The sequence below is a fragment of the Candidatus Marivariicella sp. genome (assembly GCF_983056325.1).
On sequence record NZ_CEZOWA010000010.1, the window covers coordinates 20,002 to 41,195 of the forward strand.

Annotated in this window: 21 protein-coding genes and 1 tRNA gene; 11 read left to right on the top strand and 11 right to left on the bottom strand. The window is 31.0% G+C overall.

Annotated elements, in window-relative coordinates; genetic code table 11:
- Nucleotides 1-15: 15 nt before the first annotated feature.
- Nucleotides 16-222 carry a membrane or secreted protein gene (locus AC3ATN_RS04605; RefSeq protein WP_487532057.1) on the bottom strand — a complete coding sequence of 69 codons (207 nt, stop codon included), beginning with the start codon at nt 220-222 and terminating at the stop codon, nt 16-18.
- A gap of 50 nt (nt 223-272) precedes the next feature.
- Nucleotides 273-773 carry a DUF456 domain-containing protein gene (locus tag AC3ATN_RS04610; protein ID WP_487532058.1) on the bottom strand — a complete coding sequence of 167 codons (501 nt, stop codon included), beginning with the start codon at nt 771-773 and terminating at the stop codon, nt 273-275.
- Nucleotides 774-856: 83 nt separating this feature from the next.
- On the opposite strand from AC3ATN_RS04610, the gene AC3ATN_RS04615 reads away from it, so the two are divergent.
- The 3 genes from AC3ATN_RS04615 to hemW are packed head-to-tail and all read left to right on the top strand — an operon-like array spanning nt 857 to nt 3,047.
- Entirely contained in the window at nt 857-1,342 is a 486-nt protein-coding gene (locus AC3ATN_RS04615) for a hypothetical protein (protein WP_487532059.1), read from the top strand.
- Entirely contained in the window at nt 1,339-1,911 is a 573-nt protein-coding gene (gene ruvC / locus AC3ATN_RS04620) for a crossover junction endodeoxyribonuclease RuvC (protein WP_487532060.1), read from the top strand. The genes AC3ATN_RS04615 and ruvC overlap by 4 nt, the downstream gene beginning before the upstream one ends.
- A 2-nt stretch (nt 1,912-1,913) precedes the next feature.
- Nucleotides 1,914-3,047: a radical SAM family heme chaperone HemW gene (hemW, locus tag AC3ATN_RS04625; protein ID WP_487532061.1), complete on the top strand. Its 1,134-nt coding sequence runs from the start codon at nt 1,914-1,916 to the stop codon at nt 3,045-3,047.
- 1 nt (nt 3,048) lies between these two features.
- Here the strand turns inward: hemW and AC3ATN_RS04630 are convergent, their stop codons facing one another.
- The gene (locus AC3ATN_RS04630) at nt 3,049-4,434 is read right to left on the bottom strand and encodes a dipeptidase (protein ID WP_487532062.1); all 1,386 of its coding nucleotides are present in this window, start codon (nt 4,432-4,434) and stop codon (nt 3,049-3,051) included.
- 106 nt (nt 4,435-4,540) lie between these two features.
- On the opposite strand from AC3ATN_RS04630, the gene AC3ATN_RS04635 reads away from it, so the two are divergent.
- Nucleotides 4,541-4,622 (top strand) — tRNA-Leu (locus AC3ATN_RS04635).
- A gap of 42 nt (nt 4,623-4,664) precedes the next feature.
- Here AC3ATN_RS04635 and AC3ATN_RS04640 read toward each other — a convergent pair.
- Complete coding sequence (locus AC3ATN_RS04640; RefSeq protein WP_487532063.1) at nt 4,665-5,405, bottom strand: hypothetical protein; 741 nt, start codon at nt 5,403-5,405, stop codon at nt 4,665-4,667.
- A 43-nt stretch (nt 5,406-5,448) separates the two neighbouring features.
- Here AC3ATN_RS04640 and AC3ATN_RS04645 point away from each other — a divergent pair, with 43 nt between their 5' ends.
- Nucleotides 5,449-6,477, top strand: a complete 1,029-nt coding sequence (locus AC3ATN_RS04645) for a hypothetical protein (RefSeq protein ID WP_487532064.1) — start codon at nt 5,449-5,451, stop codon at nt 6,475-6,477.
- An 18-nt stretch (nt 6,478-6,495) separates the two neighbouring features.
- On the opposite strand, the gene AC3ATN_RS04650 is transcribed toward AC3ATN_RS04645, so the two are convergent.
- Together AC3ATN_RS04650 and AC3ATN_RS04655 are read right to left on the bottom strand one after the other, a co-directional pair.
- Nucleotides 6,496-7,602, bottom strand: a complete 1,107-nt coding sequence (locus AC3ATN_RS04650) for an alkaline phosphatase (RefSeq protein ID WP_487532065.1) — start codon at nt 7,600-7,602, stop codon at nt 6,496-6,498.
- A 44-nt stretch (nt 7,603-7,646) separates the two neighbouring features.
- Nucleotides 7,647-8,912: a 3-deoxy-D-manno-octulosonic acid transferase gene (locus tag AC3ATN_RS04655; protein WP_487532066.1), complete on the bottom strand. Its 1,266-nt coding sequence runs from the start codon at nt 8,910-8,912 to the stop codon at nt 7,647-7,649.
- Nucleotides 8,913-9,044: 132 nt separating this feature from the next.
- Between AC3ATN_RS04655 and AC3ATN_RS04660 the strand changes: the two genes are divergently transcribed.
- The gene (locus AC3ATN_RS04660) at nt 9,045-10,175 is read left to right on the top strand and encodes a DegT/DnrJ/EryC1/StrS family aminotransferase (protein ID WP_487532067.1); all 1,131 of its coding nucleotides are present in this window, start codon (nt 9,045-9,047) and stop codon (nt 10,173-10,175) included.
- Here AC3ATN_RS04660 and fabD read toward each other — a convergent pair.
- Nucleotides 10,172-11,053 (bottom strand): ACP S-malonyltransferase, encoded by an 882-nt coding sequence (gene fabD, locus AC3ATN_RS04665; protein ID WP_487532068.1) that lies wholly within the window; start codon nt 11,051-11,053, stop codon nt 10,172-10,174. The two genes, AC3ATN_RS04660 and fabD, sit on opposite strands and share 4 nt — an antisense overlap.
- Nucleotides 11,050-11,622, bottom strand: coding sequence for a dihydrofolate reductase (locus AC3ATN_RS04670; RefSeq protein ID WP_487532069.1), 573 nt, complete (start codon nt 11,620-11,622; stop codon nt 11,050-11,052). Before AC3ATN_RS04670 ends, fabD begins: the two co-directional genes overlap by 4 nt.
- Before the next feature lie 37 nt (nt 11,623-11,659).
- Here AC3ATN_RS04670 and AC3ATN_RS04675 point away from each other — a divergent pair, with 37 nt between their 5' ends.
- Nucleotides 11,660-12,703 carry an aminotransferase class V-fold PLP-dependent enzyme gene (locus AC3ATN_RS04675; RefSeq protein ID WP_487532070.1) on the top strand — a complete coding sequence of 348 codons (1,044 nt, stop codon included), beginning with the start codon at nt 11,660-11,662 and terminating at the stop codon, nt 12,701-12,703.
- On the opposite strand, the gene AC3ATN_RS04680 is transcribed toward AC3ATN_RS04675, so the two are convergent.
- Entirely contained in the window at nt 12,695-13,519 is an 825-nt protein-coding gene (locus tag AC3ATN_RS04680; protein WP_487532071.1) for a thymidylate synthase, read from the bottom strand. The genes AC3ATN_RS04675 and AC3ATN_RS04680 overlap by 9 nt on opposite strands.
- A 93-nt stretch (nt 13,520-13,612) precedes the next feature.
- On the bottom strand, nt 13,613-14,227 hold the full coding sequence (locus tag AC3ATN_RS04685; protein WP_487532072.1) for a bifunctional nuclease family protein: 615 nt from the start codon (nt 14,225-14,227) through the stop codon (nt 13,613-13,615).
- A 152-nt stretch (nt 14,228-14,379) separates the two neighbouring features.
- Here AC3ATN_RS04685 and AC3ATN_RS04690 point away from each other — a divergent pair, with 152 nt between their 5' ends.
- Both AC3ATN_RS04690 and AC3ATN_RS04695 read left to right on the top strand, forming a co-directional pair.
- Complete coding sequence (locus AC3ATN_RS04690) at nt 14,380-15,363, top strand: pyruvate dehydrogenase complex E1 component subunit beta (RefSeq protein ID WP_487532073.1); 984 nt, start codon at nt 14,380-14,382, stop codon at nt 15,361-15,363.
- Between the two features lie 67 nt (nt 15,364-15,430).
- A complete protein-coding gene (locus tag AC3ATN_RS04695; RefSeq protein ID WP_487532074.1) occupies nt 15,431-17,809 on the top strand; it encodes a sodium-translocating pyrophosphatase in 2,379 nt (792 codons plus the stop codon).
- 17 nt (nt 17,810-17,826) lie between these two features.
- On the opposite strand, the gene AC3ATN_RS04700 is transcribed toward AC3ATN_RS04695, so the two are convergent.
- Nucleotides 17,827-18,441: a deoxynucleoside kinase gene (locus AC3ATN_RS04700; protein WP_487532075.1), complete on the bottom strand. Its 615-nt coding sequence runs from the start codon at nt 18,439-18,441 to the stop codon at nt 17,827-17,829.
- A 223-nt stretch (nt 18,442-18,664) separates the two neighbouring features.
- On the opposite strand from AC3ATN_RS04700, the gene metK reads away from it, so the two are divergent.
- Together metK and AC3ATN_RS04710 are read left to right on the top strand one after the other, a co-directional pair.
- Complete coding sequence (gene metK / locus AC3ATN_RS04705) at nt 18,665-19,921, top strand: methionine adenosyltransferase (RefSeq protein WP_487532076.1); 1,257 nt, start codon at nt 18,665-18,667, stop codon at nt 19,919-19,921.
- On the top strand, nt 19,918-21,183 hold the full coding sequence (locus AC3ATN_RS04710) for an O-acetylhomoserine aminocarboxypropyltransferase/cysteine synthase family protein (RefSeq protein ID WP_487532077.1): 1,266 nt from the start codon (nt 19,918-19,920) through the stop codon (nt 21,181-21,183). Before metK ends, AC3ATN_RS04710 begins: the two co-directional genes overlap by 4 nt.
- The last annotated feature ends 11 nt before the right edge of the window (nt 21,184-21,194 follow it).

Here is a 21,194-nt window from a genome sequence, read left to right on the forward strand (position 1 = left end):
TTTCCGAAACGAACTCTAATTAACTTGAGGATCGATATTTTTACAGTCTTGATCTTTTGGAAGTTTGCCACACATACCGCATGGTTCATCATTTTTATTCAGAAAAGGACTTTGACTAGCACAGGTTCCAGCAAACTCACCATTTTTTTTTGCCCAAATTTTTATTGCTATTCCAGCAAAACAAAGACCTAAAAAAAAGAACGTTAATAAAAATAGTTTCATTTTGTAAAGATATAAAAATCAGCTAATGCTAACATGCTTAATTAATTACATTAAATAATTAAATATTTATAGTTCCATATTTCGAAAAAGTATATTAAAATAAACATACATGTTATTGAAAATTTTAAAAAAAATCCACCTATCATACTAATAATTGTATGCATTGAAGCTTTAATTGCGGATATTATATCCCCACCATTACTAAATAACTCACCAATAAACGCTCCTAAAAATGGTCCAATTATCAATCCGAAAGGACCTAAAAAGATAATTCCAATTGCTAATCCAATAATGGTTCCAAGAATTCCATTTTTAGATCCGCCAAACACTTTTGCTCCTATTATTGGGATAAAATAATCAATCACAAAAACTATTACAGATACTATAAAAGTTGTAATCAGGATTGTTTTATTTAAAGTAACACCCTCATGTTGGTATAAAAATAAAAACCCAAACCAGGATGATAATGGTCCAGGTATTAACGGAATGAAACATCCAATAAGTCCCAAAAACATCATTATAAAACTTAAAATTAAATAAAGAAGATCCATTATTATTTTTTATAAAACTAAACTATAAAAAATAGAGTTCAAGTAAAAGTTGTAATTTAGAATTCATAAATTTTTTTAAAAAAATGCAAATTTTCAAAAGAATTAGCATTGCCTATATAATTATTTTTATGTTTGGCTGTAGTTTGTTTGATACTAAAAAGGTTTCTGATGAAGAAATTAGAATTGCTTCCTCTTGGACAAATAACGATCAGCCACCATCCTTTGAAGAGTGTAATGAATTGGATCCAAGTAATCAAAAAGAGTGTTTTGAAGAGTTGTTGTTAAAAGCTATTCATTCTAGTCTTAAATCACTTAGCTTTGAGTCTTCGGAGCCAATAAGTTCAATAATTGATGTTGAAATTAAAATTGATGAAAATGGATTATTTAGTTTAGTAAATTTTAGTGATCCAGATCATGTTTTTAAAAAAATAGTAAACTTAAAAGATGAAATAATCACAATTGTAAATAGTTTACCCAATGCACTCCCGGCTATTAAAACTAATACAGGATTTTATGTTAATGTTAAGTTCACTATTCCTGTTGAAATTGAAGCTAGTTTGACCAAATGATAAATAAAGAAACGATTATACTTGGAGTTGATCCTGGAACAACGATAATGGGCTTTGGAGTTATTAAGGTTGAAGGTCAAAAAATGAAATTATTGGAATTAAACGAGCTTCAATTAAAAAAAGAGAAAGATCATTATACAAAATTGAAATTAATTTTTGAAAGAACGATTCATTTAATTGACAAATATCATCCTGATGAATTAGCAATTGAGGCTCCTTTTTTCGGAAAGAATGTACAATCCATGTTGAAGTTGGGGAGGGCACAAGGCGTTGCTATGGCTGCTGGTTTATCTAGAGAATTAATAATCAGGGAATATTCTCCTAAAAAAATTAAAATGTCAATTACTGGAAGTGGAAATGCATCTAAGGAACAAGTTGCTAAAATGTTACAAAATATTTTTAAAATAAAGGAGTTGCCTAAAAATTTAGATTCAACTGATGGTTTAGCTGCAGCAGTTTGTCATTTTTACAATAGAAATTCTCCTACTTCTCAAAAAAAATATTCAGGATGGTCTGCATATATTAGTCAAAATCCTTTAACAATAAAAAACAAGGTGACTAAAGGTTAATTATGGCTGGAATATATATTCATTACCCTTTTTGTAAACAAGCTTGTACTTATTGTAATTTTCATTTTTCGACATCATTGAAAAAGCAGAATGTTATGATTGAGGCAATGCTTAAAGAAATTGAATTAAGAAATAGATTTTTTGATAATGAAATTATAAATAGTATTTATTTTGGAGGAGGCTCACCTTCTTTATTAACTACAAAATCAATTGAAAATTTTATACTTCGAATCAAAAAGACATTTAATGTTTCGAGCCTAGTTGAAGTAACTGTAGAATTAAACCCAGATGATTCATCAAATGAATACTTAAACGGACTAAAAGACATAGGAGTAAACAGAATAAGTGTTGGTATTCAATCTTTCATTGAAGAGGATTTAAATTTAATGAAGCGAGCCCATTCTTCTGATCAAGCATTCGGTTCAATTGAAGATGTGAAATCACTTTTTGAAAACTTTTCAATTGATTTAATATATGGATTACCAAATAGTAATGTTGATAGATGGATGTACAATTTAAAAACAACTTTATCATATTCTCCCCCGCATATTTCGTGTTATGCACTAACGGTAGAACCTAAAACTTTATTGCAAAAACAGATTGCTTCTGGAGAAGTATTAGTAATTGATGAAAATATAGTTGAAAAACAGTATTTAAATATGCTTGATTATTTAGATGAAAATAATTATGATAATTATGAGTTTTCCAGTTTCGCTAAATCTGGAAAATATTCAGTAAATAATTCTGGATATTGGGAAGGTATGCCATATATGGGTATTGGACCTTCGGCTCATAGTTATAACGGAATTGACAAAAGAAGTTGGAATATTAACAAAAATAGTATTTATATAAAATCAATTAATGAAAATAAGCTTCCGCTAAAGGAAGAATATTTAAGTTTAAAAGATAAGTTTAATGAAATGATAATGATAGGCTTAAGAACATCAGCTGGAGTTTCATTAGAGAAAATAAAGAGTAAGGTTGGGAATAAATTCGCTTATTATTTAGAGGAAAATTCTAAAAAGAGAATCCTTTCAAATGATTTATACTGGGATGGAGATCATCTACATGTTTCGAAAAAATCTAAATTCTTATCGGATGGAATTGCTTCTGATCTTTTTATAATAGATCTATAAACTACTTTTTATTAAATAATTCCGAAAAATTTTTGTAGAAGTATGGAATTGTTTCAATGCCCTTAAAGAAGTTAAATAATCCAAAGTGTTCGTTGGGAGAATGAATAGCATCGCTATTTAGACCAAAACCCATTAAAATTGTTTTGCATTTAAGAATCTCCTCAAACATTGGTACAATCGGTATACTTCCACCATCTCTTACGGAATAAGGAGCCTTTCCAAAACTTTTTTCGTAAGCTAAATGAGCTGCTCTATAGGCGATATTGTTTGTTGGAGTGACATACGCCTGTCCTCCATGATGAGTAGTGACACTCACTTTTACTGAAGAAGGAGCAATTTTTTTAAAATGATTTTCAAAAAGTAAACTTATTTTCTCCCAATTTTGGTTAGGCACCAGTCTCATGGATATTTTAGCATAAGCTTCACTAGGAATCACAGTTTTAGCCCCTTCACCTGTGTATCCACCCCATATTCCATTTACATCTAGGGTAGGGCGGATGGATTTTCTCTCTTGAGTAGTAAAACCTTGTTCACCTGATGTTGAATTGATATTAAGAGAATCTTTAAATGACTTTTCGTTGAACGGTATTTTTGCCATTTCTTTTCGTTCTTCTTCGCTTAAATCAACAACATCATCATAAAACCCGGGTATATTAATTTTTCCTCCATTGTCTTTAAGACTACTTATCATATCACAAAGAGTATTTATAGGATTGGCCACGGTCCCTCCATATAAGCCAGAATGCAAGTCACGATTTGGCCCTGTAACTTTAACTTCCATATAGCTAAGACCTCTAAGACCTGTAGTAATTGAAGGTTGAGAGTTGTTTAAAATCCCAGTATCTGAAATTAAAATAACATCAGACTTTAAACGATTAGAATTTTCACGAATAAAAATCTCTAAATTATCACTTCCTACTTCCTCTTCTCCTTCGATCATAAATTTCACATTACATGGGAGGTCTTTATTGCTTATCATTAACTCAAGCGCCTTAACATGCATAAACATTTGTCCTTTGTCATCACAAGAACCTCTGGCAAAAACTGCCCCTTCAGGATGTATATCAGTCTTTTTTATTATTGGTTCAAAAGGTGGATTTTTCCAAAGATCAACTGGGTCAGGTGGTTGAACATCGTAATGACCGTAAACTAAAATAGTTGGAAGATTCGGGTTTAATATTTTTTCTCCGTAAACAATTGGGTGTCCTTTAGTTGAAATGATTTCAATATTTTCACAACCTGCTAAAGAGATTGAATTGGCTAGCCATATTGCAGCATCATTCACATATTTTTTATACTTAGGATCTGCACTAATAGAGGGGATTTTAAGAAAATCAATTAATTCATTTATATATTGATCTTTTTTATTCTGTGATAGTTTGTACATGAATAATTTATTGATTTGTAAAAATAAGAAAAGCTAGGAATCAAATTAGTAAGATCTAATAATTTTATAAAAACTTGTTTATATTTGTCTCCTAATTTTAAGAGTAGCGGGTGTGGTGAAATTGGTAGACACGCTAGACTTAGGATCTAGTGCTTCACGGCTTGGGGGTTCGAGTCCCTTCACCCGCACAAAAAAAACCTCACTTACAAGTGAGGTTTTTTTATTATGAATTATCTTTTAAATTTAAATTTTTGTAATTGGATATCATCCAAACCGTTATCATCAAACGGGTATTCCATCTGATCTTGTATGTTATAGAGTGAAATAAGTATGAACTCACTTAAAATAACCACGAAAGAAGTTAAAAGAATTGCTCCTGGCTCATTTCCCATTTTATGAATTATAGTTGGAGTATAAACTAAAGGGAAAAGATATATAAATATTAAACAATAGGCTTTAAGGCTAATTGGAGTCCTGTGAAGGTGAATTGCAATTAAGTTGTCTTGACCATCACTTACATCTCTTAAAAAGCGAACTGCTTTCCCTCGTATTCCACTTGAAATATATTCATTGTTGTTATTTATAAAACTAAAAAGCTCTTCTGTGTTATTGTCTATCTTTTTTAAATTAATATCCGGTTTGGATAGTTCTTTTAGAAACTCACTTTCAAGTTTGTTCATTAGTAAAGAAAACTCGTTAAACATATCATCAGTAAGCTTGCTCATCTTAAGATAGTGTTCAACAGTCCTTAAATTACTTCTAAATTGACTTAAATGTTCCAAAGCTTTTTCTCGTCTTCGAAAAGCAGATCGAATACAAAATACTAATGGAAAAATAATAGCAATACTTATTAGCGTCAGATCTATTTCATAATCTATTTTGTTTTTTTCGGCAAAATAGAGAACTCCAATAGAAATTAAAACAGCTATTAATGTTTTATAATTGATAATTACAAGATATCGGTTTAGCATCTGAATAAATTTTTTTATATTCCCTAAAAATAAACACTATATCATGAATAAACAAGTAAACTTATTATTGTTATTATTTATTGGTCTTTTTTCCTTTGGACAAAATTCTGATGGATATACTCTTCTTTTTCAAAATGAAGAGCCATTAAAAATAAAATTAAAATACTCTAACAAAGAGATGAATAAAAAAACTAATGACTCTACTTTCATTGAAACTCAACTTTCATTCGAACAAGATGGAGTATGGAGTGACATTGATGTTAGACTTAGAGCTAGAGGAAACTTTCGAAGAAACACCTGTTACTGGCCTCCTGTAAGAGTTAAAATTAAAAAATCAGCAGCAAAAGGAACTATTTTTCAGGGCAACAAGAGCTTAAAGCTTGTTTTGCCATGTATGAAAGAATCAGACAACAATGACAATATAATGAAGGAGTACATGGCATATAAACTCTATGAGCAGATTTCACCTTATCATTTTAATGCAAGAAGAGTAGATATTGAGTTTACTGAAGTTTATGGGAGAAAAGGTAAAGAAAGAAAAATGATTCAATTAAAGGGTTTTTTAATAGAGGATGATGATATAGTAGCAAAACGATTTGAAGGAAAAGTAGTTGATAGATTTATTCACCCTCTAGCCATGGACGCTGAAACTTCAGTTCAAAATGCATTTTTTAATTTTTTAATTGGAAACACAGATATTTCTGTTGCTTACCAGCACAATGCAAAATTGCTTTACATTGGAAAAAGACTTATTCCACTATCTTATGATTTTGACATGACAGGATTCGTAAATCCTAGCTATGCAACTGTAAATGAAACCTTAGGTATAAAATCTGTCAGAGACAGGAAATATAGAGGTTTTAAAAGAGACGGGAAGATTATTGAGTCAGTTAGACAACTTTACATAAGTAAAAAAACGGATTTAATGGCAATAATTGAATCACATGCTTCTCAATTCGACAGTGAAAAAGAGTATAAGGAGACATACAAGTTTCTAAATAGTTTTTATGAAGTTATAGAGAACGATAAAGAGTTTAACTCTCAAATTGTTAGTACAGCAAGAACAAAATAGATAACCCTTGAATTAAAATTAATCTACCGCAGTTTTTAGCTTGCTAAATATTGCGGTATTTTCATAAATACCCTTGAATAAATCTGAAGATGGACCAAAACTAAAAACAGGCACCATAGTCCCACTATGGCCAATAGTTGTAAAATCTCCAACAACAGTACCTTTTTTCACATTCCCTTTTTTTAAAGCAAGGCCCCCTGTTTCATGGTCTGCTGTAACAACTATGAGAGTATTTTTGTCGTTTTTAGCGAATTTTAAGGCACTTGAAATCGCATTATTAAAATCTTTAAATTCTGATAAGATGTAAGCTAACTCATTTGCATGTCCTCCCCAGTCAATTTGAGATCCCTCAACCATTAAAAAAAATGGTTTTCCATCGTCTTTTAATTTGTTAAGAGTAGATTCAACAAGTGATGCTAAGTCAGGTTTTCTTCCTGAATTTATAGGTGGAGGCTCGTCAGAATAAGTAAAAAATCCTAATTTATTTCTAGTTGATTTAATATAACTATCCAGGTTATTGACAATTTCATATCCTTCACTTTCCATTTCTTCAATTAAATTTTTTTTATCAGCCCTTCTGTTAAAGTGTTTTCGGCCTCCTCCTATGAAATAATTTACGCTGTTATATCTCAGTTGTAGGGCAATGTCATCGTATTGTCTTCTTGAGTTGACATTAGCATAAAACGATGCAGGTGTTGCATGAACGATACTGGAAGTTGCTATTAGTGCAGTAGAAAAGTCAATTGAATTACAATATTCAAGAATAGATTCAAGCTTTTTATTTTTTGGATTTATTCCAACTACTCCGTTATATGTTTTTTCTCCACATGCCATTGCTGTTCCACTCGCCGCAGAATCAGTTACTAGCTGATTATAAGAATGTGTTTTAGAAAGACCGATATATTCCATTTCTTCTAATGAACTGGTGTTTTTATTTGAATACATTCCAGCTGATATTTGAGATAAACCCATTCCATCTCCAATCATGAAAATTATATTTGGTTTTTCATTAGTTTTTAATAAAGTAAAGGATTTAGGGTATTCTTGCTCTTGAGAGAAAACAATGGATGAAATTGTTAGAGACAACAGAACAAAAAGTAGATATTTTTTGTTATTAGAAATCATTTATTTTAAATTTTGAAATTCAAAGTTAATACAATGTTGTTCTCCTACAAATATTTTTTTAGATCCCAAAAAATCTTGTCAGTTGCACCCTTATTACGCTCTATGTATTTGAAATTAATCATTCTTCCAAATTTTAAATTTTTAATTATTTTCGATGAAATTTTATTGAACTCATGGTTTGAGGAGACTGAAAAGCATCCTCCTATTTTTATTAAATCATTTGCTTCTGGAAATTTTTTATAATTTTCACCAATTATGATGGGGATATCATACACTGCGGCTTCAAGAATATTATGTAAACCCGAGTGACCCATTCCTCCCCCTACATAGCACCAATTTGCATATCTGTATGCGTATTTCAATACTCCAATTTGATCGAGAATAAGCACTTTCTTTGATTTATCGTTTTTACTAGAATATTTACTCCAAAGGGCAAAAGGAATATTTAATTTTGAAGTCAATGATGAAATTGATTTTTTACTACAATCGTGAGGAGCAATTATCACTTTTAAACTTTCACTAAAATGAATAGAATCAATAAACAGAGTGTAATCTTCATCCCATGTACTTCCAGCCACCCAACATGGGATATTTTTTGTAAAATCATCAAGTATTTTAAAATCTTTTTTTTCATTTAAAACATCAAGAACTCTATCCATTCGAAGATCTCCTAAAGTGGTTGTATTTGTAATTCCGTTATGATTTAATATCTTTTGAGAATTAAAATTTGCAGGATAAAAATGAGTGATAGTTCTTAAAGCATCTTTAAACCAAAATGCCCATGGTTTCCAAAATATATTATCCCTTTTAAATTCACTTGATATAGATAAGACAGGAACTTCAACTTTTTTTAAAGAGTAAAGCATATTTGGCCAAAATTCATTTTTTGATAAAACAACAATCTTTGGGTTTATAAAATTAATTATTAAGTCAATATGTCTCGTTATGTCAAGAGGGATATATCCAACCCAATCGACCAAAGAATATTTTTTTACAGCACTATATCCAGATGGAGAAAAAAATGTGAGTGCAATTTTGTGTGTTGTAAATCTAGCTTTTATTTTTTCAATTAAAGGTCTGCATTGTTCAAACTCACCTAATGAAGAGCAATGAAACCATATTACTGAAGATGTTAAAGAACGAAAAATTTCAAAATTATTATTTTCGATAAGTTCTTTATTTTTTTTTCTGCCTAAATAAAATTCTTTATATTTTTCATTAAATAGATTTTTACCACAAATCTTTATGGAAAAAATTGGGAGACAAAAATTCAGAAATCTGATTATTGAAGAGTAAATAAAAGAAGTCATTTTTGAGCACAAAAATTTCAAAACAAATATTTTTTATAAAATTAAACTAAATAAATGGTTTGATATATTCAAAATGCTTTGATGTCTGTTTTTAGAAGAATGTTTTTCTTATTTTTGAACCAAATTTTTTATATGAAAAAAATTAATATGGTTGATTTAGCCGGTCAATTCAAACCGATTTCTAATGATGTTAATCTCGCAATTAACAAGGTTATTGAAAACACATCATTTATAAATGGTCCAGCAGTAAATAGTTTTCAAAAAAATCTAGAAAATTATCTTGATGTGAAACATGTGGTTCCTTGTGCAAACGGAACTGATGCTCTTCAAATTGCTTTGATGTCTTTAGATCTCAATCCAGGGGATGAAATAATTACTGTTGATTTCACTTTTGCTTCCACTGTTGAGGTAATAGCACTTTTAAAATTGACTCCGGTCTTAGTAGATGTTGATTCTGAAACTTTTAATATAAACTTAGATTCCTTAGAGTCAGCTATAAATGAAAAATCTAGAGTAATAGTACCAGTTCACCTATTTGGTCAAGTGGCAAATATGGATGAAATAAATCGGATAGCTAAAAAACACAATCTGGATATTATTGAAGATGCAGCCCAAGCTATTGGTGCAAATTATAAATTTTTGGATGGTACCAAGAAAAAAGCTGGAACAATAGGATTAATTGGTACAACCTCCTTTTTTCCATCTAAAAACCTTGGAGCTTATGGTGATGGAGGAGCAATTTTCACAAATGATGACAAGTTAGCTTACAAAATAAGAGGAATTGTGAATCATGGAATGTATGAGAGATATCATCATGATGTTGTTGGGGTAAACTCTCGGTTAGACTCAATTCAAGCAGCAATTTTAGATATTAAACTCAAATCTCTTGATAATTATAATAATTCTCGCAAAAATTCAGCATCAAAATATACTGAGTTACTGAAAGATCATGATAAAATTATAACTCCTAAGATTGTAGGCGATCCCGATTCCCATGTATTTCATCAATATACTTTAATTATATTAGATGCGAACAGAGATGACCTTGTAAAATTTTTAAATCAAAATGATATTCCATGTGGAGTATACTACCCCATTCCACTTCACAAACAAAAAGCTTATGGAGATAAGAAATATGATGAAAAAGATTTTAAAACAACCAATAGTTTATCAAAATCAGTAGTTTCCCTTCCTATGCACACTGAGCTTGAGGATGATCAAATTGAGTTTATTTGTAAAAAAATAATTGAATATTTAGATTAAATAATTGATGCAGATTGTGTTTCTAAATTTGAATTAATTTTTTTACACAACCCTTGAAGAACATTTCCGGGGCCAACTTCAATAAAGTTTTTCGCTCCGTCTTTTGTCATGTTTTTAATTATTGAGGTCCATTTCACTGGTGCTGTTAATTGTGAAAGGAGATTAGATTTAATTATTTCTGGATCGATTGTAGGTAGAGAAGAAACATTTTGATAAATAGGACAGGAAGGACGGTTAAATATCAAATCATTTACACTCTTAGCTAGTTGATCTCTTGCAGGCTCCATTAATGGTGAGTGAAATGCTCCGCCAACAGGAAGTATTATAGCTCTTTTAGCACCTTTTGATTTTAGATAAACACATGCTTTTTCAATAGCTTTTTTTTCTCCTGAAATCACAACTTGCCCTGGACAATTATAATTTGCAGCGACAACAGTTCCTGAAATTTTTAAACAAATTTCTTCAACTAGATTTTCATCTATACCTAAAATTGCTGCCATAGTTCCCGGATTTTTTTCACATGCATTTTGCATGGACTCAGCTCGAATTCTAACTAAATTTAATCCATCTTCAAAAGAAATTGAACCTATAGACGCTAATGCTGAAAACTCTCCCAGAGAATGACCCGCAACCATTTTAGGGTTAAACGAATCACCAAGAAGTTTACTCAATATAAAAGAATTGATGAAAATAGCAGGTTGGGTTACATTTGTCTGTTTTAAATCCTCCTTTGAGCCATCAAACATGATTTTAGTAATATCAAAATTTAAAATTTCATTTGACCTTTTAAATAAAATATTTCCTTCATTAGTATTATACAATTCTCTACCCATTCCTGGAAATTGAGAACCTTGGCCTGGGAATAAATATGCTTTCATCTTTCTCTTCTTTTGTAGGTTAAATATGAAAAACTAATTTTATGAATTTCGGATGTTGATTTGTTGGTTTCACTAAGAAGTTTCCATGTTGTTTTTGGAATATTTGGAAAAAAAGTATCAGCATCAAATTTCTCATGTACCCTGGTTAACTCAATTCTATCTGCTAAAGCCATACTTTGTCTATATATTTCTCCTCCTCCAATTATAAATGGTTGTTTATCATCTTTAACAAGGGATAATGCATCTTCAATACTTGAAGAAACTTCAGCTCCATTTGCTACATATTTTTTATTTCGTGTAACAATTATATTTCTTCTGTTTGGAAGAGCCTTAGGCATTGATTCAAAAGTTTTTCTACCCATTATAATAGCATGTCCAGAAGTTAGTTTCTTAAACCTTTGAAGATCTTCAGGAATATGCCAAATAAGTTTATTTTCTTTCCCTAAAGCATCGTTTTCTGCAGCTGCTGCAATAATAGTGACGCCTTTTATTGAGTTTTGAAAGTTAATAGAATCTGGTTTTTCTTCATCTCCCATTAATATTTTATTATTAAGTGTTTTTGTATCCAATTATATTAATTTTATACTGCAAAACTAAAATTAATTGATGAAAAAAACTATCCGTTCTTTTTTTCCAGTATTAAATACCTGCACTTATTTAAATACTGCATATGTAGGCCCCTTATCAACTGAATTATTTGAGTTTAGAAATAATTTAGAAAAGGAGTATTTGAAACAAGGTGATAAGATAAAATTTGACAGTGAGGAAAAAATTAATAATTTCAGAGAAACAGTTTCAAAATTTATCAATTCTTCAAAAAAAAATACATTTTGTACCTCAAATTTTTCTACAGGTTACAGATATATTTTAGATTTTTTACCAAAAAAAATTAATGTCTTAGCTTTAAAAAATGATTATAATTCACTAATAAGTGGCCTTAGGGAAAGAGATCTTTCTGTAGATTATATTTCAATAACATCTGATTTTGAACTTCAAATTGAAAATCGATTAGATGAAAAAAAATACAGTGTGTTAGTATTATCAATTGTACAATTTTTATCTGGAATCAAAGTTGACTTTAGCGCATTAAGGGAGATAAAAAAAAAATATCCCAGATTAATTATTATTGGGGATTCTACTCAATTTATAGGTTCAGATTTTTTTGATTTTAATAGTTCCCCTTTTGATGTTGTAATTGGAAGTGGCTATAAGTGGATTTTAGCAGGTTTTGGAAATGCCTATTTAGCTGTTTCTGATAGATTTTTAAAAATTACTGAGTGTTCCTCAAACGAAATATATGAAAAAGTTTATGCAGGTCACTTAAATTTATTAGCCTCTGCATCTTTAGATTTTGCAATTAAATTTCTACAAAATAATGACTATGACAATCTAATTAAAATTAAAAGAGATTTAGGTCTTTTTCTTAAACAGGAGTTGAAACAATTAAATCTTTTAGATCCATTAGTTGAAATAAGGAAAAACCATTCAAGTATCTATACTATTCATGGTAATGAAAAGTTATTTAAATATTTACAAAATAATGGAATAAGGTGCGCGTTAAGAGGGGGGGGGGTAAGGGTAGCTGTTCATTTCTATAATGAGGAGTCAGATATTGATAAATTAATTAAAATTTTGAAAAGATTAAATTGATACTGCACCTTTTATAAGAGGATAAGGGTCGTAGTCAATTATTTCAATGTCCTCGTATGTAAAATCAAACAGGCTTGTAATTTTCGGATTTAACTTTACTCTTGGAAGTTTTTTTGGATTTCTTAAAAGTTGTTCCTCAATTTGTTTTTTATGGTTAGAATAGATGTGAGCATCTCCAAAAGTGTGAATAAATTCACCTGGTATGTATCCTGTAACTTGGGCTAACATTATTGTTAGTAATGCATAAGAAGCAATATTAAACGGGACTCCTAAAAAAACATCTGCACTTCTCTGATAAAGTTGAACTGAAAGTTTACCATTTGCAATATAACATTGGAAAAAGGCATGACAAGGAGGGAGAGCTGCTTTGTTATTTGAAACATTTTCTGAGAATGATTTTGAGGAATCAGGCATAACGCTTGGGTTCCAGGCACTCACAATAATTCTTCGACTATCAGGATCTGTTTTGATAGTTTTAATCATTTCTTTTATTTGGTCTATACCCTCACTATTCCAATTTCTCCATTGGTGACCATATACAGGACCTAAGTTGCCTTTATCATCAGCCCATTCATTCCATATTCTTACATTGTTTTCTTGCAAATAACTTATATTAGTATCTCCTTTAAGAAACCATAATAGTTCATGAACTACAGATTTAATATGAATCTTTTTGGTGGTTAAAAGAGGAAATCCTTTGCTAAGGTCAAACCTCATCTGGTATCCAAAAACACTTTTAGTTCCTGTTCCAGTTCTGTCGGTTTTTTCAACACCATTCTTTTGTATATGGCTTATTAAATCAAGATACTGCTTCATTAATTGTAATATATTTTCAAATATAAACTGAATTGATATCTATTTCAAAAAATCAGATAAACATTTATCAAGATAAAATCAACGTAGAATTATTTAAACATCCTTTTTGGATATAAGGTCACGGATTTTAACAGCCTTTTCGTATTCCTCATTATCTACAAATTTTTTTAGAAGAACTTTAAGTTTATTTATGGAATAGGTTTCATAATTTTTAGGGAGTTTATTTTCTGAAGGATCAGTTTGCATATTTTCAGTCAAGACCTCCTCTAAATCTCCCTTTTTAAAATCGGTTTTTATTGATGCAGTAAACCCTGCTGACTTTAAGATTGAATCGTAGATGTAAATTCGAGCCTTAAATCTTAAAGCCATGGCAATAGCATCGGAGGTTCTCGCATCTATAACTTTTTCAATTCCTTTTCTTTGACAGGTTAAATTTGAAAAAAAAACTCCATCAGTCAACTTATGAATTATTATTTGTTTAATATTAATTTCAAATGAATTTGCAAAATCTTTAAATAAATCATGTGTTAAAGGTCTTAAAGGTTTAATTTCTTTTTCCAATGCAATCGCAATTGCTTGTGCTTCAAATCCTCCAATTATAACTGGAAGTTTCCTGTTACCTTTAGTCTCACTAAGTATTAATGCATAGGCTCCAGATTGAGTCTCACTGTAAGAAATTCCTTTAACATCAAGTTCTATTAATTTCATTTTTTAAAAGTTTCAAAATATATAATACTAAACTAAATTTAATATAGTATATAATAAAACAAAATCATGTTTTGTTTTATTAAAATCTGTAATAAACAAAGAGTTTTAATAAAATGAAATGTTTAAATTTACAATCTTAATAATTAGCTTAAATGAAGACCATACAATTTAGACAAGCAATTGCCGAAGCAATGACAGAAGAAATGCGTAGGGATGAAACAATATTTCTAATGGGTGAAGAAGTTGCTGAATACAACGGAGCTTACAAAGCTTCGAAAGGAATGTTAGATGAGTTTGGTGATAAAAGGGTTATTGATACACCTATCTCTGAAGCAGGGTTTTCTGGAATTGGAGTTGGCTCTACAATGACTGGTGCTAGACCTATTATAGAATACATGACATTTAATTTTGCTTTGGTTGGGATTGATCAAATTATAAATAATGCGGCAAAAATTAGACAAATGTCCGGTGGACAATTTCCATGTCCAATTGTTTTTAGGGGACCAACAGGATCTGCTGGTCAGTTAGGAGCAACACACTCCCAGGCTTTTGACAATTGGTATGCTAACACACCTGGCTTAAAAGTTATAGTGCCTTCAAACCCCTATGATGCGAAAGGATTATTAAAGGCTGCAATAAGAGATAATGATCCAGTTATATTTATGGAATCTGAGCAAATGTATGGAGATAAAGGAGAGGTTCCTGAAGGTGAATATATTCTTCCAATAGGTGTTGCTGATATTAAACGTTCTGGTAAGGATGTGACAATTGTTTCTTACGGTAAAATAATCAAAGAAGCATATAAAGCGGCGGATATACTTGCTAAAGAAGGTATAGATTCTGAAATTATTGATCTAAGAACAATTAGACCTATGGATCATAAAATGATTTTTGAATCTGTTAAGAAAACAAATAGATTAGTCATCTTAGAAGAGTCATGGCCTTTTGGAAATATTTCAACTGAAATCACATATCAAGTTCAGAATCAAATATTTGACTACTTAGATGCTCCAATTGAAAAAATAAATACTGCCGATACTCCTGCTCCATTTTCACCTGTTCTTTTGGAAGAATGGCTTCCAAATCATGAAGATGTGATAAAAGCAGTTAAAAAAGTAATTTATCATAATACCTAATTCCTTATACCTAATTCACAGGTAATTAGTATTTTTACGCGCGAAAACAAAAACTTAAATTGATTTTATGGAAGCTAATATTATTTATATACCCTTATTTTTCTCACTATTAGGCTTAGTTTATATGTTTATTAGAGCTACATGGGTGAGAAAACAAAATCCAGGAAGTGAAAGAATGCAAGAAATATCTGCTGCAATTAAAGATGGTGCATTAGCTTTTTTACATGCCGAATATCGATTGCTTTTAATTTTTGTAGTAATTGCCTCCATAGCTTTATATAGCATCTCTCTTTTAGTTATTTCAACTAGTTGGATGATTGTCCCAGCATTTATTATTGGTGCAGTTTTTTCTGCACTTGCTGGAAATATAGGTATGCGTATTGCAACTGAAGCGAATGCTAGAACAGCTGAAGCAGCTAGGACGAGTTTACCAAAAGCCCTTCAAGTTTCTTTTGGAGGAGGAACTGTTATGGGTCTTGGGGTAGCTGGTTTAGCGGTATTTGGATTAACAATTCTATTCTTGTTTTTTATGTCTCAATTTATGAATGGAACGGATTCTTTTTATAACGAAATGACTGTAGTATTAGAAACTTTAGCTGGTTTTTCACTTGGAGCTGAGTCTATTGCTTTGTTTGCTCGTGTAGGAGGTGGGATATACACTAAAGCAGCTGATGTGGGTGCAGACCTTGTAGGTAAAGTAGAAGCTGGAATACCCGAAGATGACCCACGTAATCCAGCTACGATTGCTGATAACGTAGGGGACAATGTTGGTGATGTTGCTGGAATGGGAGCAGACTTATTTGGATCTTATGTTGCTACAGTATTAGCAGCTATGGTTTTAGGTAATTATCTAATAAGAGATATGTCGGTGGATACTCAATTTACAGATAACTTTAATAATATGGGACCTATTTTACTTCCAATAGTAATCGCAGGAGTTGGAATTTTGGCATCTATAATAGGTACTTTTTTTGTAAAAATTTCTGACAATAATGCAAAAGAATCTAAGGTTCAAGCAGCATTAGATTTAGGTAATTGGGCCTCAATAGTAATAACACTTATTGCTAGTTATTTTTTAATTGACTGGATGTTACCCAAAACGATGAGTATGATGTTTTTTGGTGAAGGATATAAAGATATTTCTTCAATGAATGTTTTTGGATCTGCTTGTATTGGATTAGCAGTTGGAGCTTTAATATCAATTGTAACTGCATATTACACAAGTCTTGGTAAAAAACCAGTTTTAGATATTGTGAAAAATAGTTCAACAGGAGCTGCAACCAATATTATTGCAGGTTTAGCCGTTGGGATGAAATCAACTTTTTTATCCGTAATTCTTTTTGCATCAGCAATCTATGGTTCGTATACTCTTGCTGGTTTTTATGGAGTAGCCCTAGCCGCTTCTGCAATGATGGCAACAACTGCCATGCAATTAGCAATTGATGCTTTTGGACCAATAGCTGATAATGCTGGAGGAGTAGCAGAAATGAGTGATCTTCCAAAAGAAGTTAGGGAAAGAACAGATATTTTAGATTCTGTTGGTAACACCACTGCCGCTGTTGGTAAAGGTTTTGCTATTGCTTCTGCAGCTTTAACTGCACTAGCTTTATTTGCCGCTTATGTAACTTTTACGGGAATTGATGGTATAAATATTTTTAAAGCGGATGTATTAGCAATGTTGTTTGTTGGAGCAATGATTCCGGTTGTTTTTTCTGCTTTAGCTATGCAGTCTGTTGGAAAAGCAGCTATGGAAATGGTAGAAGAAGTTAGAAGACAATTTAGAGAAATTCCGGGTATTATGGAGGGTACAGGTGTTCCTGAATATGCAAAATGTGTTGATATTTCAACTAAAGCAGCATTAAAAGAAATGTTACTTCCTGGTTTAATAACCATTATCACTCCAATTTTTATTGGATTAGTTTTTGGAGCAGAGCCATTGGGAGGATATATGGCCGGAGTTTGTGTAAGTGGAGTAATGTGGGCTATTTTTCAAAATAATGCCGGGGGAGCTTGGGATAACGCAAAAAAATCATTTGAAGCAGGAGTTGAAATTAATGGTGAAATGACATATAAAGGGTCAGATGCACACAAAGCGGCAGTTACTGGAGATACAGTTGGTGATCCTTTTAAAGACACCTCCGGACCCTCTATGAATATTTTAATTAAATTAACATGTTTAGTTGGATTGGTAATTGCACCTCTTTTGGGAGATCATGGTGATTCTAAATCTATTTCTCAAGCCGGAAATTTTGAAAATCACGATATTATAATCAATAAAAATGATATTGATAACAAAGAAGAGTTTTCAGTAAAAATTTCTTCTACTAACGATGATCAATTATCAAGCGTAAAATCAATTGAAGTAAGTGTTTCTGGAACAGAAGATGAAGTCTGGAAGGTTGTTGAGAAAATCACTCCAGAAATAGATGAAATACTTAATCGTTAACAATTTGACAATTAAAATCAATCAGTTTTAGGTAATTTTTTATCAATTTCTCGAATTATATTTTTCAAGTCTTCTGGGTTGTTTACAAAGTCAATATCATCAACATCAATAATTAATAACTCACCTTTATCATAGGTTGAGATCCAAGCCTCATATCTTTCATTTAGTCTGCTTAGATATTCTATACTTATAGAATTTTCATACTCTCTTCCTCTTTTGTGAATCTTACTAACCAGATTTTGAATTGAGCTTCTTACATAAATTAATAGTTGGGGAGGATTAACTGTATTTTCCATAAGTTCAAAAAGTGATATATAATTTTGAAAATCTCTTTGATTCATTAATCCCATGGAATGAAGATTGGGTGCGAAGATAAAAGCATCTTCATAAATAGTTCTGTCTTGAATTACAGTTTTTTTTAAACTCTCATTTTGTAATAATTGACTAAATCTACTTTTTAAAAAATAGATCTGAAGATTAAACGACCATCTTTCCATGTGATTATAGAAATCATCCAGATAAGGGTTGTCAATGACATCTTCAAAATTTGCCTCCCAATTATAGTGTTTGGCAAGAAGCTCAGTAAGGCTTGTTTTACCAGCACCAATATTTCCAGCTACAGATATTTGCATTCGCTTGTTGTATTATTTATAAGAATTCTTTAAAATGCAAAATACAGATATTTTTATTTAATAATTAATTTTATAATTAATTTTTCGCTTTTTATAAATTTTAATGTAATTTTACACTAATAACGAGGAAGGATTTGACTGATTGCAACCTCTATAAAAAATTGCTAAAGCGTTGTTGTTGCTTTTCGTGTGTGTGTTCAAATCCTTCAGAAAAGCAAATTATATGTCATATTTTTTTACATCAGAATCTGTAAGTGAGGGTCATCCTGACAAAGTTGCAGATCAAATTTCAGACTCTCTTTTAGATAACTTTCTTGCTTTTGATCATGAAAGTAAAGTAGCTTGTGAAACTCTTGTCACCACAGGTCAAGTAGTTTTAGCTGGTGAGGTTAAGAGTAATACTTACATAGACGTTCAAGACATAGCTAGAAAAACAATTAATAAAATTGGATATACCAAAGGAGAATATCAATTTAGTGGGGACTCCTGTGGAGTAATATCACTTATTCATGAACAGTCTGAGGATATAAATCAAGGAGTTCAAAGAAAAAATAAACAAAATCAAGGTGCGGGTGATCAAGGAATAATGTTTGGATATGCATCTAATGAGACTGAAAATTACATACCTCTGGCTTTAGATTTATCTCATCAAATTTTAAAAACCTTAGCCGACTTTCGAAGAGAAAATAAAATTATTAATTACTTAAGACCCGATTCTAAATCCCAAGTTACTATTGAATATGATATTAATAATAGACCAATTAAAATTGATACCATTGTCGTTTCAACTCAACATGATGATTTTGACACAGATGACGATATAATGTTATCTAAAATTAAATCAGATATTATTAATATTATAATTCCAAAAGTATTTGATAACCAACCGAATTATATTAAATCTTTATTAGGTGATTCAGTAAAATATCATGTCAACCCAACTGGTAAATTTGTTATTGGAGGACCACATGGAGATACCGGATTGACTGGTCGAAAAATTATAGTCGACACCTATGGAGGTAAAGGTGGTCATGGAGGAGGAGCTTTCAGTGGAAAAGATCCAAGTAAAGTAGACAGGTCAGCAGCATATGCAGCAAGACATATGGCTAAAAATATTGTGGCTGCAGGGGTTTCAGATGAAGTTTTGATTCAGTTGAGCTATGCTATTGGTGTATCTTTTCCAACATCAATTTTAGTAGATACTTATGGTAAGTCAAAGGTTGATTTTTCTGATTCAGAAATTTCAAAAAAACTTTCAAATATTTTTGATTTAACACCCTATGGTATTGAAAAAAGATTGAAATTAAGAAATCCTATTTATTCCGAAACAGCTGCTTACGGTCATATGGGACGACAACCTCAAACAGTTATCAAAACCTTTGATTCTCCATACAGTGGGAGAATTACAAAAGAAGTGGAACTATTTACTTGGGAAAAACTAGATTATATAAATAAAATTAAAAAAGCTTTAAAATTATGAGTTTAAATATAGAAACAAATGCTCTTCATTCAGGGCACGACACAAATAATACACAAGGAACAAGAGCTGTTCCAATATACCAATCAACATCATATAAATTCCGGAATTCAGATCACGCAGCAAAATTATTTTCATTGGCTGAACCAGGATATATTTATACAAGGTTAAATAATCCTACAAACGATATTCTTGAAAAAAGGTTAGCTGACTTAGAAGGTGGAATTGCAGCAGTTTCCACTGCTTCTGGAACTTCTGCTATTTCAACAGCACTTCTTACCCTTCTTAAGTCAGGAGATCATATTGTTGCATCCAATAGTCTTTATGGAGGCACATACAATATGCTGAGTAATATGCTTCCTAGATTTGGCATAACTACTACTTTTGTAGATCCAGATAATCCGTTAAATTTTAAATCTGCTACAAAAAAAAACACAAGAGTTTATTACTCTGAGTCACTTGGGAATCCAAAGCTAGATGTAATTGATTTAAGTGCAATTTCTAAACTAGCTAAACAGGTTAAGGTTCCATTTTTTGTTGATAATACAGTAGCAACTCCTTATTTACTGAATCCAATTAAATATGGAGCAAATATTGTAATACATTCTACCACAAAATATATAAATGGAAACGGAACTGCATTAGGCGGAATAATAATTGATGCTGGTACTTTTGACTACGGAAATGGATTATTCCCAGAACTTAATCAACCTTCCCCTAGTTATCATGGGTTAAATTATCATGAGACACTTGGTCCAGCAGCTTACATAGCCAGGGTTAGGACTGAGGGATTAAGAGATATAGGTGCTTCGGCTAGCCCATTTAATAGCTTTCAAATTATACAAGGTCTAGAAACTTTAGCAATAAGAATGCAACAACATTCTAAGAGTGCTCTTACTATTGCTAAATGGCTTCAAAATGAAGAAAAAGTTTCTTGGGTAAATTATCCTGGATTATCAACAAGTAAATATAATAAATTAGCCATGAAATATTTACCTAAGGGACAAAGTGGAATTCTCACTTTTGGCCTTAAAGCTGGTTTTGATGCAAGCAAAAAAGTTGCTGATAACACAAAAATATTTTCTTTACTAGCAAATATTGGTGATTCAAAATCTTTGATTATTCATCCAGCAAGTACAACTCATTCTCAACTTTCGTCAGAGGAACAGAAAAGTACAGGAGTAACTGATGATTTAGTTCGATTATCAATTGGTTTAGAAAATGTAGAAGATTTGATTTTGGATTTAAAACAGGCAATTTCTTAAATACACAAATA